9 protein-coding genes are annotated in these 16,826 nt (G+C 43.5%); 3 read left to right on the forward strand and 6 right to left on the reverse strand.

Going from position 1 to position 16,826, the window contains the following annotated elements:
• The first annotated feature begins 16 nt into the window (after window positions 1-16).
• Window positions 17-1,651, forward strand: coding sequence for a FlxA-like family protein (locus tag ACTQ33_RS02000; protein ID WP_441461696.1), 1,635 nt, complete (start codon window positions 17-19; stop codon window positions 1,649-1,651).
• A gap of 99 nt (window positions 1,652-1,750) precedes the next feature.
• On the opposite strand, the gene ACTQ33_RS02005 is transcribed toward ACTQ33_RS02000, so the two are convergent.
• The gene (locus tag ACTQ33_RS02005) at window positions 1,751-1,969 is read right to left on the reverse strand and encodes a helix-turn-helix domain-containing protein (RefSeq protein WP_441461697.1); all 219 of its coding nucleotides are present in this window, start codon (window positions 1,967-1,969) and stop codon (window positions 1,751-1,753) included.
• A 414-nt stretch (window positions 1,970-2,383) separates the two neighbouring features.
• On the opposite strand from ACTQ33_RS02005, the gene ACTQ33_RS02010 reads away from it, so the two are divergent.
• Window positions 2,384-3,814: an SIR2 family protein gene (locus ACTQ33_RS02010; protein ID WP_441461698.1), complete on the forward strand. Its 1,431-nt coding sequence runs from the start codon at window positions 2,384-2,386 to the stop codon at window positions 3,812-3,814.
• On the opposite strand, the gene ACTQ33_RS02015 is transcribed toward ACTQ33_RS02010, so the two are convergent.
• On the reverse strand, window positions 3,776-4,516 hold the full coding sequence (locus ACTQ33_RS02015; RefSeq protein ID WP_441461700.1) for a toll/interleukin-1 receptor domain-containing protein: 741 nt from the start codon (window positions 4,514-4,516) through the stop codon (window positions 3,776-3,778). The genes ACTQ33_RS02010 and ACTQ33_RS02015 overlap by 39 nt on opposite strands.
• A 47-nt stretch (window positions 4,517-4,563) precedes the next feature.
• Window positions 4,564-5,475, reverse strand: a complete 912-nt coding sequence (locus ACTQ33_RS02020; RefSeq protein WP_441461702.1) for a tyrosine-type recombinase/integrase — start codon at window positions 5,473-5,475, stop codon at window positions 4,564-4,566.
• Between the two features lie 158 nt (window positions 5,476-5,633).
• Between ACTQ33_RS02020 and ACTQ33_RS02025 the strand changes: the two genes are divergently transcribed.
• Window positions 5,634-5,930, forward strand: coding sequence for a hypothetical protein (locus ACTQ33_RS02025; protein ID WP_441461704.1), 297 nt, complete (start codon window positions 5,634-5,636; stop codon window positions 5,928-5,930).
• A gap of 306 nt (window positions 5,931-6,236) precedes the next feature.
• Here the strand turns inward: ACTQ33_RS02025 and ACTQ33_RS02030 are convergent, their stop codons facing one another.
• From ACTQ33_RS02030 to ACTQ33_RS02040, 3 genes are all read right to left on the reverse strand, one after another.
• Window positions 6,237-11,393 carry an AAA domain-containing protein gene (locus ACTQ33_RS02030; RefSeq protein WP_441461706.1) on the reverse strand — a complete coding sequence of 1,719 codons (5,157 nt, stop codon included), beginning with the start codon at window positions 11,391-11,393 and terminating at the stop codon, window positions 6,237-6,239.
• A gap of 254 nt (window positions 11,394-11,647) precedes the next feature.
• Window positions 11,648-14,995: a DUF499 domain-containing protein gene (locus tag ACTQ33_RS02035; RefSeq protein ID WP_441461708.1), complete on the reverse strand. Its 3,348-nt coding sequence runs from the start codon at window positions 14,993-14,995 to the stop codon at window positions 11,648-11,650.
• A 138-nt stretch (window positions 14,996-15,133) separates the two neighbouring features.
• Window positions 15,134-16,810 carry an RNA-binding domain-containing protein gene (locus ACTQ33_RS02040; RefSeq protein ID WP_441461709.1) on the reverse strand — a complete coding sequence of 559 codons (1,677 nt, stop codon included), beginning with the start codon at window positions 16,808-16,810 and terminating at the stop codon, window positions 15,134-15,136.
• Window positions 16,811-16,826: the final 16 nt, after the last annotated feature.

Here is a 16,826-nt window from a genome sequence, read left to right on the forward strand (position 1 = left end):
AGTGAGGAGATATTATATGGCAGTTCAATTATCGTCTTCATATTTAAGACGAAGTTATCAACTTTTAGCAAGGCTTAACCCAACTGAGATGACTGATGAAGCTGCTTTTGAGCGTGCTAGCAATATCATATACGAATGGGCTAAACGAAAATTTGCAAAAATCTTTCGACAAATGCCATACGTAAAAACATCTCTTGACGACAAGAGAGACGGCAATGAGATTGGTATAATTTATAATCCTGAAACAAAATACTTCGTTTTTAGAGCTGCACATCCAGATGTTTCTGTTCCTGGACGCATGTGGATTGTTGATACCCAATTACATAAGTCTGAAAATGAATATATTTTTTCAGTTAGAGTCTCAGTGACTTCACTTCAATCATGTACAGAAGATGTTCCTTTTAGTTGTCCACAGTTTGTACAGTTGATTATTGAGCATATTGGGATCTCTGATATTATTAATATTTCCAATCAGCCGCATCTATTGTTATCAAAAAAAGATGTAGATGATTTTCTTTCACTTCTCGAAAATCCAAAACGGCAACTCCCAGCAATTATTTTAACACCGTGCAATCAATCAGATGACTCTGTCAGTGATGGCTATATGATGGATGCTACCCAAATAGCTAAGGCTTTGTCTGGTGTAGCACATGTATTTATTATATCTGCTGAAGCGAATGAATACCTAACAGAATGTGTTGGACAGCAGTGGTCCGCTTTTAATGGAGCCGTACGGACATACTACCCTAATCTTTCTTTTGTTGAGTCAGATCCCTATCGTCATCCATTAGCGACACAGCAAAGAATCCGCCTGCGAAATGCAATTGGACCAGATGTTTCAAATTATTGCATGTCTGAAATTGTAGAATATATTCAGACATTTACATTAGCTCGGCATATTCTATGGGAAGATCAAGGCATTAAATTTTATCTGAAATCTTATCAGGAGTATTTGCAACAACAATATAGTGGTAAACAGGGTTCAGATGAATTAATTGCATCATACAAAGCGCAAATAGAGCAGTTACAAAAGCAATGTGACGAAAATATTGCTTTAGCAGATTCATATGCAAAAGACTATGAGACTTGCGCCGATGAAAATAATCAACAGCAACAGTTGATCAGAAATCTTAAAGCACAAATTGCTGTACTTAGAGATTCGCTCAAAAATTTGAGCGATGAATATGCCGATGAAAAAATTCCTGAAGATGGCACATATTTGGATATAGGAGATTGGATTAATAGCTATTATCCAGACAAACTTTTTTTACATGCCAGGGCAGCCAGGAGTTTAAAATCTGCTATTTATTCCGACCCAGCGCTCGTATACAAGTGTCTTAAACTACTTGCCACATCTTATTACGATTATTGCATTGGCTTAAAAAGCTATGAAGCTTTTTGGGTGGATTGCAAACAAGTAGATTCAGGCCTAGAAGAAAGTGGAGCGATTACTGATACTGCTGCTGGTATGCACGGAGATACCTATTTTGTAGTATATCGGGGAAAAAAGCGAAAGCTAGACCGACATTTGGGAAAGGGATCTAACAAGGATCGTCGCTATTGTTTGAGAATTTATTATTTTTGGGATGAAGAAAATCAAACCATTGTAATTGGTGATATGCCGCATCATTTAGATACTAGCGCAACTTGATATATACTCTTGCGGTATTCTTCAACTCCAGCCAAGAGTTAAGTTAAGGTGTCTGAGCTTGACCGCTGCAGCTTTACAGCCTGCGGCGGTTCTACGCTCCTATTCCATTTCGTCGTCCAGCCCCTCTGACTTCAGCCGATCCTCAAAGGACTTTTGGGAGATGCGGATCATGTTGCCGATGCGGATCGTCTTGAACAATCCGGAGTTGGCAAGCTTATAGGCTGAAGCGCGGCCGATACCGAGAATGGCTGCAATGTCATTCTCGGTGTATGTTCTACTTTGGGGCGTCCCTTTTTCGTTGGGTGTGTTGGTGCTCATAAGATTATCCTCCCTCTGTGCTAATATCATTTTGAAATGGCCCCTGGAAGCCCCCTGTCACAAGGGGTTCCTGCTAATACCTTGCTAATACGACATTTGAAAAACCGTTGTAAGACAGCATGTTTCAGGGGAATTTGTGCAAATTGACCTACCTCCAGGCAGCACAATTTGCGGAGAAACAACATGGGAAGATATGATATGAATAATTTACGAAATGGTACACCGTACTCCTAAACGGTATGTCTTTAATTTCCCATTATGTCCACAATATATAGATGAGAAATCCTGAAATGCATCACAAAAAGCGTTGGAAATTTATTGAATTTGTGATATAATATCCCTAAATAACGGATAATCCCGAATTATCCTTTGTGGGTAGGAGGTATACATATAGTGGGGAAAAGGAATCCTATCTTGATCAAGCTCTTAGAAGAAACTAAAAAAGATATGGATCACTTTCTTAACAAATATGCAGAGAAAGTGATTAGTGGTGATGCGTCTTTGTTTCTAGGAAGCGGAGTGTCCAGGGAATCTGGTTTCCCTAGTTGGGCTGCTCTCCTTGCTCCCTGCGCGGAAGAGCTTGGTATCGATATGGGCGATGACACTGACCTCTTTTCAATTGCGCAATACTACTCGAACCGCCATAGTGATGCTGAATTGCGCCAACTGTTTAATAAAGCCATTAACCAACTTGCTGAACCAGGCGATATTTTAAACAATTTGCTTGGAATCCCATTCAGTAGCATTTGGACAACTAACTATGATAGATTGATTGAAAATGGCCTTGATAAACGATATATTGGATATAATTCTATTGTCAATGACATAGATTTAGCTTCAATTTCGCGAGATACTAAGATCAGTGTTTATAAAATGAATGGCGACATTTCCGCGCCAACGCAAATGATTGTAACAAAGGATGATTATGAGCATTACGCCCAAAAACACCCACTTTTTCTAACGTTTCTAAAAAAAGAATTAGTTGCCAACACCTTTCTTTTTGTCGGATATAGTTTCTCTGACGCTCTAGTGCTTGATTGTCTGAGTTCCCTGACGGAGTATCTTGGGACCGCAAGTGGCTGCCACTATGCAATTATGCTTGTGGATGAACGGGTAACTGCTAAAACTCAATATTTCTTTGAGGATCTACATAAACGTTATAATATAAAATGCTTGGCTGTTCGTAAAGAGGACATTCCAACGCTAATATCACAACTAAGTTTAAAAGTTCGTGAAAAAAAGGTATTTATATCAGGAGCCTTTGACACCGTTCCCGAGGAGATCAATACTTTTGCAGACGATCTTTCATATGAGCTAGTTCAACATCTCTATGAGAATGGGTTTCGCATTTCCACTGGTGTTGGCAAACGCCTTGGGACCTTCCTTACAGGTTATGCTCATCAGTATTTGGCCGAACGTAATATTACCAACACGTCTAGATATTTGTCTATGCGTCCATTCCCATTCCATTTGTCTTTGAATGAGGATGCAAAAATTCGATACCGCAAGATAATGCAAGCTGATTGCAGTGCGGCCATTTTTATGTTTGGGCAAAGCAAATCGACAGCGGATGAAGGTGGCTATGATGCAACTGGGCACTTTAGCCGTGGCGTCTATATGGAGTATGAGTTGGCAAAACACTCTGGACTCGCTATTATCCCGGTAGGTGCCACAGGATATGAAGCTGAAGTGATTTGGAAAGAGGTCAAGAATAACATCAATCAATATTACTACTTGTCTAAAAAAATAGACAAGCTTCGTAGTGAGCGAGATCCTGCTAAACTCTCTGAATTGATTATATCAATTTTACGGGATATACCCAAAAAGAACCGCATTAGTAAGTAAAAGTGTTAGGCGCTCAAATATTAGTGTCTCCCGCAAATCAACTGGAAGATGCAAGCGCGTTTCGTCAAATAGGCGATCTATACCTACATAGTAAAATGCTGGTACATCGTTTAAATTGTATTGTGTTCGGATGTATAGGCACACAGCGTACAGTAGGGTGATTTGTGCATCTCTATTGTCATCACTCACCTTGCAATAGGCTTTAAGTAGTTTGGCGGGATAGCTCAAAGCAGAGTTATTTCCGCAGAATGCAAAAAAATCGTTAATGGATTTGATCCTGTACTTCTCAAGTTCATCCAAGAGAACACGACAAATAATATGATTACACGCACCGTGTGCGTCTGTGCTTGTATCCAGTTCTTTATAAACCAATTTTGTCATCCACTGGAGTTGAATAGGAAGTTCACTGGCTTTCAGGTTGTAGAATACGGGAAATACTGTCATTTCGCCTGCTTCATAGCGTTTGCGGATTAGTTCCATCTCTTCCTGTGCGCATATCGATGCTATGGCGTTTGGACTGACGATGATGATAGCATATTCGCACTGATCAACCCCTTCATCAAAATTTTTGTAATCGCGATTATCGCCCATAAGCATCTTATGTCTGTCATACCAAACTGGCAATTCATAATTTGTTATATGAAAAAGCATGGCTTCCACGATTTGAAGCCGATCCTTACTGGAAAAGCAAAAGAAGATCATAGCGGCTACCTCCAATCAAGGATAATTCGGGATTATCTGCTGCATTTTCAGCCTAGGATGAAAGACATCTTACTACGAGGGTGCAGTTCAGTTAGGAGCACAGTCTGTTGTTTAGTTGTCACGTGGGTGTATATCTGTGTAGTTACGATGGAACTATGCCCCAATAGCGATTGAATATATCGGATATCCATACCTGCTTCCAAAAGTGACGTGGCAAACGTATGTCGGAACATATGGGGGGTAATATGATTTTGTAAGTTCAATTTTTTCAGATATTTGTTGATAATCCGTTGGACTGACTGCGGTGAGATACGCTTTCCGTTTCGATTGTACAGAATAGCACCTTGTTCCTGTATTTGCTGAGAATATATTTGGCAATAGAGGGTGCTTACTTTGAGCAATTCTGGTGTAACAAGCTGTATCACTCGCTCCTTACTGCCCTTACCATGTACCAAAAGGCGCAGTCCATCATTATCCAAAGAAAAACTGTCTTTTGATAATGAACACAGCTCTGAAACACGCAACCCTGTACTAAATAGAAGCTCTAGAACCATAATATCTCGCAATGCAGTCCGATTTCCCGGGGTGTATTCGTTGTAAGCGCTCTGCAAAATAGAGTGTATGATTTGCTGAGGTATCGTTCGAGGGAGTTGTTTGGGCGTATGGACACGGATTTGTAGTTGATCAAACGGATTTTTCTTTAAGATGCCATTCATAGAGAGATCGTGATAAAAAGCTCGCACACTTGCTATCTTTCGTTTCACAGAGCGAGGCGCAAACTGATGGTTCAAATGCATGATATAGCACTTAATCGTATCTCCATTAGCTAACTTGTTTTTGGTAAACGCTGCAAACTGTTTTAGGTCAATTCGATAAGCTTTTATGGTGTTCGGCGATAATTTTCTTATCAATTCAGCCACCTCTATATAATTTTTGATCAGGGATGTTAAACTTTGCATAGAAGAAACCTCCATATTTTAGTCTTTGCTATCTATTATGAAGGACTTCTAACGAAATGTCTATTACACGACATATAGCTTATATATAACAATGCATGTTACGCATAATTATCAATTTCCCATTATGTCCATAATTTGTCTACAATTGGAGCTAATTCATGAAAAAGCGTGGTCACTACTGCAAAGTATGCGGTGAATACAAAGCAAATGAGAAATTCTCTGGCAAAGGTCATTCAACACATATTTGCAAGTCCTGTGCTTCTCTTCCGCCCGAAAAAAAATCGGAGCAGATGACCATCAGTCGGCTAAGCAATCTTCCTTGGTGGCTGTCAAAAGAACAACTACAATGGCTGAAAAACAGACTGAAGGATAAACGTTCTGAAGTACGGGAGCTTGCAAAAGAGCAGTATAATATGCGCTTTCCACCCAAAGACTCCTTCCCTTTTGATGATTGAGGAAATTTAAAACTAATCATCTTTAGAATTGCAGTTGCTGTATATGCTCTTGTGACCTCTACAAAGAAGCTTATTGGATTGCGTAGTGGAGACATGGATTATGATTGCGGTATCCTATCTTGGCAGACAGATATCTTTTTAGATTTCTCTTACTTCCTTCGTGGAATACTTTCAATGTTGTTATCTGTGCTCAGACAGATCTACCGATTGAATCCATATTTATACAAAGTTAAATAGTCACATACTCCCGGCTCTGAGAATTCTCTTAGAGCCGGGAGTATCCATACACTGTTGGATTTGACGCTGCTATTTTGTCCACCAACCGGGCTGATTTTTTGTTGCACGGCCACCTTCTTTTTTGAAGCGAAAGCTATAGCCCAACACTTTGGCTTTTTTAACTACATCAGTGAGTTCCTGTCCACCAATGATCCACAGACTGCCACCGTTGGCACGCTTGTCCACATACTGGACACCAGAAGTGCTCAGAAGCTGTAAAATATCGCTGCTGGCCGCTGCGGTCTTCTCCGCATCAAACAGCCCTATTTGTTCAGCTTCTTCATTTTGCATATCAAGCAGGGACAGCTGCTCTGTTTCTGCATACTGCATCTTAGCTTTTGTCTCCATCTGTTTCGTATGTGCTTCCTGCTGCTCAAACAGATCATCAGATTGTGTAGCTTCCAGTAATCCCATATCAGATACAGGATTTATAGCTGTGTCGGTTTGGGTTTCCATACAGGGAGAAATCTCCGGCACTGTTAAGTGTTGCGGTTTTTCCAACGATGCGCCGATGACATCATTCTTCGGGTCCAATGCAACAGCAATACTCCCCATATCCGACTCGTACGTTTCATCTCTTTCGTAAAGAATCGTATATGCACGGTGTTTTACGCGCTGCAGAAGATCGGTATCTCGCTCAGACGCATCCTGAACAGCTTCCACTTCCTCCGGCTCGATGCCAGCATCTGTCAGCTCTGCTACAACCCGTTCCATGGTTTTTTCTGGATTCCGATAGTATTCGCTGCCACGAATCCGAATAAACCGCCAGCCCAGCCGCTCCAGAATTGTCTGACGTTCCATATCCTCTCGAATCTTGTCTTCTCCGCTATGATAGCGCTCACCGTCACATTCGATGACCATTTTCTTTTTTCCGCACACAACAACCATATCCAGACGATATGCACCGACTTCCCACTGCTGTACCAGGTGATATCCTCTGAGTACAAGATATTTGGCAACAGCAGATTCAAACGGAGATTCTGCCTTCGCTTCAATTTTCGCATTCAGCGTATGGACGGACTGGGGATTCAAAGAGAATTCAATCAGCATTTTGCGAATATCACCAGGTTTTAGGTCGTTCGCAGGGTCCAGAGAGTCTACAACCCAGAGCTGGTCTCTTGCACGGCTGGCTGCAACATTATAGCGTTTGCGCGCAGAATCATCCACACCAAAGCCCTGCTTTGCAACAGGCCCGTGGCCATTGGCACAGTCCACCACGCTTAGGAAGATCACGTCTCTCTCATCTCCCTGGAAGTGAGAAGCGTTGCCGCACAAAATTCTACGCTCGTTGCATTCTCTGGCATCAATTTGTTTGAAAACTTCTTCCTGCAATTTTTTGACCTGTTCATCGCCCAACAGTGAAATGGCGCCAAAGGTCTTTCCGGCATACTCCGGCTGCTCCATACACGCTCTCATTAAGGCGACGATCGCTTTTGCCTCATTGGGGTTGGTTTTGCCGATTCGCTCGCCATTTGCCACACGGTAATTGACCACAGCGGGCAAAAGAACACTGTTGCTGCAATCCCGCAGAGGTTTGATCTGGAAATCATACGAAAGACTGTTGGAAAATCCGATGATTTCCGGAACGCATCGGAAATGTTCATGCAGCATCAGCGGCTGGAAGGTTGTGGCTGCAATGTCATAAATAGAGGTTTTGGCATCATAAAGGTGTGCATTGGGAATCTTATCCGCAATATACATCTCTTTCAAAACGTTCATTTTATCAACCTGAACGCCTACAGCCATAGGGCTAACCTGTTTATCATCACCCACAATAATCAGCTTTTTACCCATATACAGGATGGCCAGTGATGAGACATCCGACTGGCTGGCCTCGTCGATGATAATAATATCGAATTGGTTGGTGCGCGGGTTCAGACTCTCCAATGCTTTGTTGATGGGCATAATCCAAGCCGGAACCGCTTCCTGGCACTTCACCATCAATTTGCGTGCTTCTGCTCGGTACATCGGAGCATTTTTACCAGTGCCCTTTCCGATTTTTTTGACGGTCAGCTTCCATCCCTGCAGCGCTTGCTTCATACTGATATCGTGTTCCGTTCTGCGCAGCAAATGATACCAGGCAGATTTTTCCGCAAACTTTGCTGTTACGCTGCGGTATTCTTTGCTGAGTGAAAGGCTGCGTTTCTGCAGTTCCGTGAAAGGTTCTTGTACGATAGTTTCAGTAATGCCATAATACTGTTTCCACCGCCAGGCATCATTTATATCGCTGGGAACAGTAGCCGCACCATGAATTCCATCCCTGCAGCGGATCGCTTCCGCCCATTGTGGTGCAAACGGTGTCAACCGATTCAGATATTCTTCCCGTTTTTGCTTCAAACTGGTTTTAGCATATGTAGTTTCCAGAATTCCATAACCATTCCGGTATGCAGCGGTATCATACCCCTCTGCAGCAGAAAGGAGCGTCCGACATACCTCCGACTGAAGGCGCTTTCCGGATTGCAATGCATTTCGGTTCTCCTGTAAAGCAGCCTGGATGTCCGATATGGTCTGAACCACTTCAAAAATATCACATAGCGCAGGGAGTTCATACTCCAGTGCAGACAGAATTTTTTCCGCCGAAGCAATTTCTGAATCCAAAGGATTCTGCCGAAAAATCACATTACACGGAAGACCTACAGCTTCCATGCACATGGTCAGCACTTGATACTCCGCCTGGAACCAATCCAGATAACGCTGCATCAGAGAAATGTAGTTGGCAGCAACACGCTCCGGTTCGTCCTGGTCCAAATCATAAAACTGGGGCACACCATGTTTGGCAATCAAGTCATTCCAGTACAACGCACACTGATCTCGCATGGACTTCATTTCCAGGACAGCGAGTATCAACGCGCAATCTTCCGCATTTTGCGGTTTCTGGCCATTGATTGTGGCACCATTTAATGCGACTTCCAGCTGCTTGTTCAGAAGAAGTGCCAGCTTGCCGATTTTTCCGCCCTGACAATACTTATCATGTAGCTGCTGGACAGCAGTAAAAAACGAGGCATCTGTGTTGAGAATGGCAACTTCTTTGCCGAATTTTTGGGCAACCAGCTGCTCACCATAGGCACAGGTTTTTTGAATTTGGTCAGCAAGCCGGACCCAGAGATCCCGGTATGTGCCACCTTTTTTACCATCTACGGCACAGTGTTGCATCCAGCCTTCTATCTGCGGAACCGTGGAAACATATTGCTTCAACTGTTCCACTGCCTGTACCGTAGGATACTCCAGCACAAGTTCTCCCAATGAACCATTCACCCAAACGGTATGTTCCGATGCTGCATTTCGTATCTGCCAGTCCTGCTTCTCAGCGATCGTGTGTAAGCGATCTGTTGCAGACTGCAAGGCACTGCACATCTGTTCAAACGATTCCGGATGCATCAACTCTGCAGGATTTGGAATATCATTGGAAAATTCTGCTTCATCCTGCACGCTGATTTCATCGTTGGTTCGGTACAATTCAGTCAGTTCTGCAAAGCTAAGGGGCAATGGCGCATACAGCTGTACCGAACCGGGAATATAGGATAGGGTTTCACTGTTTTCCTGCACATAAGCAGCCGCAGCGGAAGGAGATATGTCCTGGCCATCGTAAACAAGACAGTTGCACTCCTGGTTGATGATCGCAAACAGTTTTTTACGCACGGCAGCAAGTTCACGGATAATTTCTTTTCGTTCCTGTCCAAGAGATTCCATCTCCTTTTTGACTGCAAACGAAGTCCATTGTGCCATATAACTGGTAATGCCATCAACAGATTTCTCCATATCTACATTGGAATCATCCAGTACAGAAACACACAGATTCTGCAGACCAGGAGCCAACTTCTCTTTTAGAACGCTCAAGGCTTTCTGCGTATGGCTGGTGACAAGAACACTCTTTCCCTGGGCCAGAAAGTGCCCCATCAGATTGGCGATTGTGTGGGTTTTACCGGTTCCAGGAGGGCCTTGTACTAGAACAGCATTGTACTGTTCGATACGACGGGCAATTTCCAGCTGCTCCTTATTCGCCTCTTTGGACAAGAGAATATCTGCACTTTCGCCGCCAACCGCAGCCAACTGCTCCTCAATAGAAGGTGTACCGGTATCCTCTGGTATATCGATTTTCCCGCCTTCCACAATATCACCGATGGGCGCAGGAACCGCACCTGTCTCCTCAACATGCTCAATAATCTGATCAATTGCTTTCAGCGCGCCATCCATACGTTTGCGCAGAATATAACAGGGATTCCGATAGAGTAATAACCGTTCTTTTTGCTGCCAGTTCTCTGGGATGCCATCCTCAGAATAAAGGCTTTCCGGCGAGAGCTGATGGATAAACATCTTGAAAAATACAGGAAGGTCGTTCCGATCCAAGGGATGATAGTCGTTTTGATGAAGATCGTCCCGGAGATGATTGATGGATGCCAGGTTGATCCCTTCCATGCTCTGAAACATGACCGTGTAAAGTTCCGTTTCTACATCGGTGTCTTCAATATAGATCGTATTTTCCACTGCATTGTGACGAATCTTAACACGGCGAGTCAAAATCGGATGGTTTATCTCCGAGATTTCCCTGTCACGTATAAAGCCATCTGCCACCACCAGCTCCAGGGTTTCAGAGTCGCGTTCCAGATCAATACAGATTTTGTAAAGCTCCGAGAAAAAGTTTCTGGTTCTGGCCAACAGCTTCTGTTTTTCGGCCCAAATATTGCGCTTGACTGCCCAGGCCGTGTAGGTACTCACACGTTCAGCATTGTCGGAGAAAAACTCTCTATAAGTGTTATTGGCCTCATCGATCCGTTGTAAACGTTCTTCTGGTGTCTGGTCGGAAAACTCCATTTGGTCAAGAGGATGCAAGAGAAATTCTTTTGTCTTAAGTTCATGACGATAGCTGTCCCATCCTCGCTCCAACCATTCCTCAAATACTTGCTCAGGCTCCGGGCAACGTTGAAATTCAGGCTTATGTACCGACAGCAATATATTGGCAGTATCCTCTGCTGCATCCTCCTCCACACGATCCCGATAGTAGATTTGGATATTCTCAGGATCATTTGGGAATGATGCGACTGAGCGCCACCATGGATGCTCTGACACACTAAGTACGACTTTCTGCTTTAATTTATTTAATTCTTCGATGAATTTGAAAAGAGAAACAACTTTATCCTGTTTGCTCCATTGTCCATCCACCATTTCCGTTATTACTCCGTCAGTCAAAGTTTCACTTCCTTTGCTGGTATTTATCCTGTATTGAAGTTGTTAGTACTTCCATGTTATCGCTGATATCAATGAGTAAAACTGTTAAACTACACAATTTTATCAATTCTATATGGATATACAGCTTTAACATATTTTTATGCACAAGACTTTCGGAGGCCTTTTTATGTAAAATCTCAGTTTTACTCATTTATAGTGTAGAATTTAACACACCATAAACCATATATCACCACAGCAAGCATTACAATTAAAATTTAATTATCTATACCAAAATTCTTGACCTTTAACGTTTTGCAATTTTCCATAATTGTACGCACAACAGGAACTGGCAACCCGTTAGGAGCTTGTACATTTACCTCAAGAGACACTTCAACTGCACAGCCATCTATATTCGTTAGATGTGCAATTACTTCTTCTACAAGGCGCTGAACGTCTCGGTTGATCCTCGTATTATCTAACTGCGCGGACATGAAGAAGTGTGTGTTTTGAGGAATTGAAAGCTTTTCATCTGCTGGTTTAGTGACTCCATCTTGTTCTTGATTTATAGATGGAGTCTCCTTGGGAGAAGGAGCTTGAATATTGTCTTTCACATTATTCTGCGCTTCGGAAGCAATTTGCTCCAGTGCAGCCATCTTTTTTACGAGGTAATCCGATGGCTGAATAAATCCTACATATTGATTAAATTTCAGGTCAATAAAACGGTTATCACTGCACCCTGCTGCAATTGCAAAGTATTCCGTAGAGTTTAATCCGGTTTGAATAGCATCTTCTAAAACATTATAACGTGCCAAACGCGGCAAATAGCAGTATGTGCAAAGATACTCCCATAGTTTTTTAATTTGGATATTAGTACTATCTTTCCAGAGAATATTGTCAAGCTCCATTGTCAGAAGCGCAGGTGCCCACTTGGTAATGAGCAATTCCTGCTGCATCATTTTATTCGCCGCCTTTATAACAATGCTGTCTGTTCCACCACTAATACGGATTGCTTCCCATTGAACAACCTTCATATCAACAAAACGGTCAATATAAGGTGCCAATAGCCAGCAATAGGTCTCCTTGATACGAGACTCAACTGTATCATTACTACGGTGCAAACTTCCGTCGGCTTCTCTCGTCTGAGAAACATCCAGATTCAATACTTCTTTGTCATCAATGATTGACTTCCATGCAAGATATTCGCGTGTACCTTGTTTCAGTGCCCCTATCAGTTCTTGATCTGGCGCAATAAAAGTCAGCATATTTCTATAAATTCGTGGAGAAGTTCCACGGTTATCCAAAATATTTGCTGCAGCATCCAGTGCACGATTTTTAGGATTATTCGGACGATATTCTTCGTTAATTCCGAGAATCACCAAACGAACTGCTGGATCATCTGATACGTGTAGCGATGATTCAGGGCAAATATGCAAGCCAGCGAAGGGCTCTTCTTTGTGGAGTTTGCGTAGTCGAGATTCAATTTCATATTCTACATCAATTTCAGAAAACTGTGTGGCTCGATCCTGTGCTGTTTTACGCAAGGTTGGTCTGGTATCATACCAATAACGATCTCCAGACATATTTGTATACAAATATGCTAAAGAACCTCTTAACGTATTCAGTGCATCATTAAAGTCCGCAATACTCTCTCCTGGCTGCACCACTCCCAAGCGGATGCGTGAAGACTCTATTCCTCGTACCGCCTGTGCCCTTACTGTAGGAGCACTTCCAAGCATAATAGTCCTGGCAACACGTCGAGCTGCTAATTTTTGGCCATATCGAGGGATAGTTTGATCCTTTTGATAAGGCACAGAGTTCTTTCCATCAATTTCACTACTGACAATTGAGTTCCAGCCTTCGTCCAAATAGCGAATCAATTCCTCGCGTACATTTGGTACATCTAGCGGAATAGAGCCTGGCATAATTAGAGCACTAGCATCATTACTCATCCATAGCTCATGAATAACAGAAGCCATTAGCCTCAGAACACCACGAGTACGCTGGAACCGCTCAAGTGTAGACCAATCCTCATACAAACGGTCAAAAATTTCTGGATGGATGGGATAACAAGACAACATGCGCTCGCGATATTCCACTTCCTTTGTTTCATAAGGAAAGTCTCCCGCATTTTCCATATACATTTGGCTGAACCGTGCACACACCTGATCCCTAGCAGTAGGATTTTTACAATCCAGGAACAGGCGGCGGCGTACCACCTCAAAACCTTCATTGGCAGCAACAGGTTTCCAGATTGATTCCATACGCCCAAATGTGTGCTCAATGGTCTCCAATGCAATTTTTCCAGCCTCTCCACCGATCTCAATATCCGATTCCGGAATAGATGCTACAACCAGGCTGTTTTGGCTTGCACGGGCGGCCTCGGTTACTTCTTGAATGAAGGAAATAAAGTTGTCGAAAGAACCGGCAGGCAGTCCAGTCACACCATAAATCTTTTTGGCATATGCAACCAACTCGTCCATTAGAATCAAGCAGGGGCCGCAAGCATCAAACAGATTCTTTAATGCCTCTGAACCGGGAGAAACACCTTTCTTATCGGCTTCCTTTACATAGTCATACAGCTCTGCATGACCAGCGGATTCTGCTAACTGCGCTGCCATTTCGCCCCACAGGGTATTGATCGTTATACCCGGAAAATTGATGGGCCGCTTGGCTTTGGTGGGATCCAACGCTGTGCCCACCAAAACCGCCACATTTGCGCGTGGAAGGGTAGCCACGCCTGCTCGCTCCATTACCGGCTTGATGGCAGGAATACTGTCAGCGGGAACCTTTCCGCGTAGCATATGATACAGTGCCAGCATACTATGGGTTTTACCGCCGCCGAAAGCAGTCTTCAGCTGAATGACCGGCTCTCCATCTTTACCGCGCACTCGCTTTAGAGCCTGCACTAGCAGTCCGGTCATGCCCTCAGTTACATAGGTGCGAGCAAAAAACTCTACTGGATCTCGATACTCAAAGGATCCCTCGCCACGAGCCACCTGAGCCAGGTCTGCAGCGAACTCAGCATTTTTATAGCGTCCCTGTGCCACGTCCGGATGGGGCTCAATCACTTCTCGCCAGCTGGGAAGACCAGAGAGTGTAAGATTCAGTACACCCGCCTGGCTCGCTCTGGGTCTTCCAGTCGGAACTGCGGTTTCGGTCACCATGGTGGAACCTGCAGCAGAACCGTACCGTGCTTCCCGCAGCAATTTACGGATCTCCTCCGCCCCTTCATCGTCAAAGGCCTCGCACAAACGGGCCATGGTGTCTAGCGCACGCCATGTATCGTCATTGTTGAAATCTTGCCCGCCAACATGGGCAACCTTGTGGCGCATACCCATCAATTCTTTGGCCCATGTGCGGTAGTCCATTGAAAGTTTCCGTTTGAAAAGGTCATTCCATTTACGATCAAAAAGCCGCAAACAATTTGCTATGTCCAATGAGTCAACAAGATCCCCGTATTCTCCTGTGTCCGGCAGATCCCGACTCTGGTCGGGCAAGGTCATCAAAACCTCCTGCCACCAGGAATCTTTATATTCATGACTCAGTTCCTGTCCCACATATCCTGCCAGAAGCGGGTGCAGAATACGAAAGGCCTGTTGTATCTTAGATAAATTATCAGGCATCTTAATGTTTCCTCCCATTTGTTCCGGACTACAAATTTCTTTATCATAGCTAACCGAGATTAGCCGGTTTAACTTCGCGATTGACTTTGGATTAACTTTGGATTGACTTAAATTGACTTTCATTCAGACATTTACAAGTCAATCCTTCCTTAAGAACCAAACTGCAGCTTTGGTATTACCCGTGCAGTCAATGGTTCTATCTTTGACTTTCATTGTCCGAAGCAAATTGGATAGTTTCCGTCGCTTTTTGTCTGGCGGCAAAATTGCCGGAAAGAGATCTCCAACAACTGCCATGAGTTCCTCCTTTTTTGCGGGACCTTTTTGGAGCGCTTTTAGGATAAACTCTTTGCACTTTTCATCTTCAAGTCCACTGTTGCGGATATACTCCGGTTTTTGTCCAACTGCTTCAGCTACACTGTACGAAACATAAATACTGGGATAACGTCCCTCGACTAAACCCGCTTTCTTCAAAGCTAAATACTGTTCGTGGGTAATCGTTTCCTTTTTCTGTACCTTATCCAAAAGAAAAACCGTTTGGATATTTAGACTTCGGTCTGAATTCAACAGCTGGGTGTAGTTCTTATCCAAGATTTTACCGTATACAGTAACCTTCACCCGGTTAGGGACAGAAAGATCATAACTGGGTAACGGGAAAAACTTTTCCTGTTGAATGCGGAACATAGTCGGAATACCAATGGCATTGCTGTCGATCATATACAGATTCACCATGGCATTGCATAAAAAAGTATTGCGATAATACGGAGGTTTGTAGCCTGGTTCCAACGCTGTTTCAATGGTTTCCGGAATAAATCCGCCCTCATTGATAAAGACCAGATAGTCCTCAAATTCCTCCACATTGATTTTGCCTCGCAAGGTGTAGTCCTGATGAGCAATGCAGTTGTGTAGAAGCTCTTTGATCAATTCAGCGTCATATTGATCTACTTCTTCCGGGAAAAGCGTTTGTTGACCGGCAATATACCGATATTTCACATTGCGGATTTGTCGGAATACCTTGTCCACTGCCAACAAAAAAGGCGTATCAAAATGCTCATAAGACTTTACAGAGCCATCTTGATTGTACAATGTCCAGGTGATTCTGGGAATGAATCCGTCGAAATAGTTTTTTGCATATTCGTCACCCAGCAATAAAAGAGCAGTACGCGTCACTTTGCCCCCAAGCAGAATCCCAGCTTTATTGAGAAGTTGTTCGTCTTCCAATTGTTCAAAATATGCTCGATCTTTGCCGCGCTGCACTTCGTGTTGGATAAACAATTCACGGGCCCGGCGGATGGCTTTCGGGTCAAGATCCGCCATAGACGCTTCTTCTACCACTGCTTTAGACCAGTCAAAGCCGATCTGTTGGCGGATTGCATCTAGTTTATTCATTGGCAGAGGGCAGACCGACTCATGGGCACGGCTATAGGCCATATCATCCCATGTTGTCGGAATCCCTGGGATAGCCGGTGGAATTTGAAACAAAATGATACGCTTGCCGTCCATTTGTAGTTCATAGATTTCTCGAAAAAGTAAGCCTTGGTTAGTTCGAGGTCGAATCTCTTTCTTCAAACCCTGCAGCGAATGACTGTCCTTGCGATAGTTGCTGCCCACAATCTGCATATCATTTGTTATGCCAAAGATTAGCCATCCTTCTGCTTTTCCTCGTAGATTGGCTTCGTTGCTCAAGGCAGAAAAATATTTTCCAATATCGTTAAAGCTATAGTTGCTCTCAGCTGTTTTGAACTCTACAACCTCATCCTCGTGATGTTTCATCATTTCCCGAAGTTTTTGAGACAAAGTCTGCTCATCATAAATCAAACCGGCATTCCTCTTT

Origin of the sequence: Candidatus Avoscillospira sp. LCP25S3_F1, assembly GCF_052117125.1 — a bacterium.
In the GTDB taxonomy this organism is placed as follows: domain Bacteria; phylum Bacillota; class Clostridia; order Oscillospirales; family Oscillospiraceae; genus Avoscillospira_A.